Source organism: Paracoccus sp. JM45 (assembly GCF_003590715.1).
GTDB lineage: Bacteria > Pseudomonadota > Alphaproteobacteria > Rhodobacterales > Rhodobacteraceae > Paracoccus.
The window spans coordinates 1-2,023 of sequence record NZ_QQVY01000050.1 but is presented as its reverse complement, the minus strand read 5'-3'; the positions used below and the strand labels follow the sequence as shown (position 1 = coordinate 2,023).

Sequence of the window (2,023 nt, the reverse complement as noted above, 5' to 3'; positions counted from 1 at the left end):
GGCCTATGATACTCACAATCAACACCTGAAAGCCGCCGCCTGACATGAAACCCATGCTATAGCTTAGCCCGGCGGAAAACTGGTCGAAAATTCAGGACCACCTCTGTCTTCAAACTTTACTGCAAGTTCGAGACGACGCAACGCTTCGGAAAAACACATCTTGCAGATATCATAGTCAAGGGTTCTTGAGACCGCAGGTAGGATTTTGATCTCTTCATCAGAAAGAAACCGCAAGTTGTCTAATTTTAACAGCTTGGGGTACTCATCCTTTTGAAGGCTCAATGCGCACTTTTGAAACAGAGCTTGATCTTGGATTTGTTGTTCAGGTCCATTCAAAACTCTTATGCGCACGCCTCTGAGCCGAACCAGCTCACTATAAAGACCTTTCTTTAATGCATAGTCCTCGCTCACCGCAATTATGTGATCGATGTGATCAATGGAATAACCGCTTGAAACTGAATGCAGCGTCCAGTCTTTGGTGACTCCGTCTAAAAGCACTGTTGGATTTCCCAAACTGGCCTCGATCAACCACTTCCACCCCCATTGCCAATAGTCTGGGGCTCCATCGTCCAACCAGTTTTTGACCCTCACCATCAGGATGTCAAACATGTCCTTGAATTCTTCCGTCGCATGAAGAAAGACGGTCAAGCTTCCATGAAAAGGATAAATCCCACTTTGCCGTTGTTCAGTTAAGTGGTTAACTGCGCCGAAGGCCTTCTGGAAACCAAGAGAGTCGGTGTAGCACTTCGATAGGTTCCCTTTATCTGGCCATGGGAACTGTACACACGCGATTAGCAGTAAAATGTCCTTCGAACCTGTGCTCAGACCGTTCCAGAGATTCTGATAGTACTCCCTAATGTCCCCATTTGGACATGGCAGAATGTCCTCCATCCTATAGGCCGACAAGTGTCGATCTTTCGCCAATAAATCCCTAACAGAATAGATTAAGTGCAAAGGGTAACCCTTGGTCTTAGCGACCAGTGCTTCAGAAATTTCATTTAGTTCACGGTCAACGTGATTTTTGCTTCCGTTGAGTAGGAATGAGCTCGCATCATGCAATCCAACTAACCAAGACCTAGTCGAAGCAAGATCCATGGGAGGTAGATCAATCCAAAGTTTCTTTGGGGCGGCGATCGTCAGGCTGTTAGGAAGATAGCTTTCATCGATTGGCTGAGTACCAAAAAATAGGCAGACGTCCTCTTTCAACGGTATGAGCCTGTTAAGAAGATGGGTTAGTTGGGAGATGTCAGGTCGGTCTCGATGCACGTGATCAAGCCCGTCAACAATCACCACGAGATTCTTCCCTTTTTTCTTCAAAATCTTGGAAACCGCGCGCACACACTCATCGAATTTCATTTCCTCGATATGTGACATTTGCACATGCTCAGGAAACGCCTCTTGAAGTTGGAACATCATCGATTTTATTGCGTGTTCCGAGCGAATACGATCTATGACGCTACTTGAGCCTAGCCAATAATGGTGGCGCAACACTGTCGCTCCACCACCAATGAGCTCTTCGCTCAAATACGATAGGTACGTGCTTTTCCCCATCCCTGGCTGTCCCGCGATAACATGACAACCCGGAGCGGAAGATTTTGATATTAGATCGGCGTGAAATGATTTCGAAGGAGGTAAATAATGATCAGGGATGGCAAAGTCTTGTGACAACTTTTGAACCAAATTCGCTCTTAAAATTTCTTCAACATCGATCAGCTTCCATGTTCCGCCTGGAGAAGGGAAATTACGACGTGTAGCTGACTGGCGGATGGCTCTCTGAAGACGGTGAAAACCTTCCTCATTCGTATGATCTGGCACCAATCGATCATGTAACTTGTTTTCGAAATAGTCTATTAGCTGCTCACTGTGTGCGAAATTAAAATTCGAGCAAAAGTTCCTGGCTTGCTGGGGGCTACCTAAGAGGTGGTCCTGAATTTTCGACCAGTTTTCCGCCGGGCTAAGCTATAGCATGGGTTTCATGTCAGGCGGCGGCTTTCAGGTGTTGATTGTGAGTATCATAGGCCTC

The 2,023-nt window shown here is 46.4% G+C and carries 1 protein-coding gene; it reads right to left on the bottom strand.

The genetic code is table 11. The features are described from left to right. Positions 1 to 63: 63 nt before the first annotated feature. Positions 64 to 1,815, bottom strand: coding sequence for an ATP-binding protein (locus DWB67_RS17580; RefSeq protein ID WP_182911663.1), 1,752 nt, complete (start codon positions 1,813 to 1,815; stop codon positions 64 to 66). Between the last annotated feature and the right edge of the window lie 208 nt (positions 1,816 to 2,023).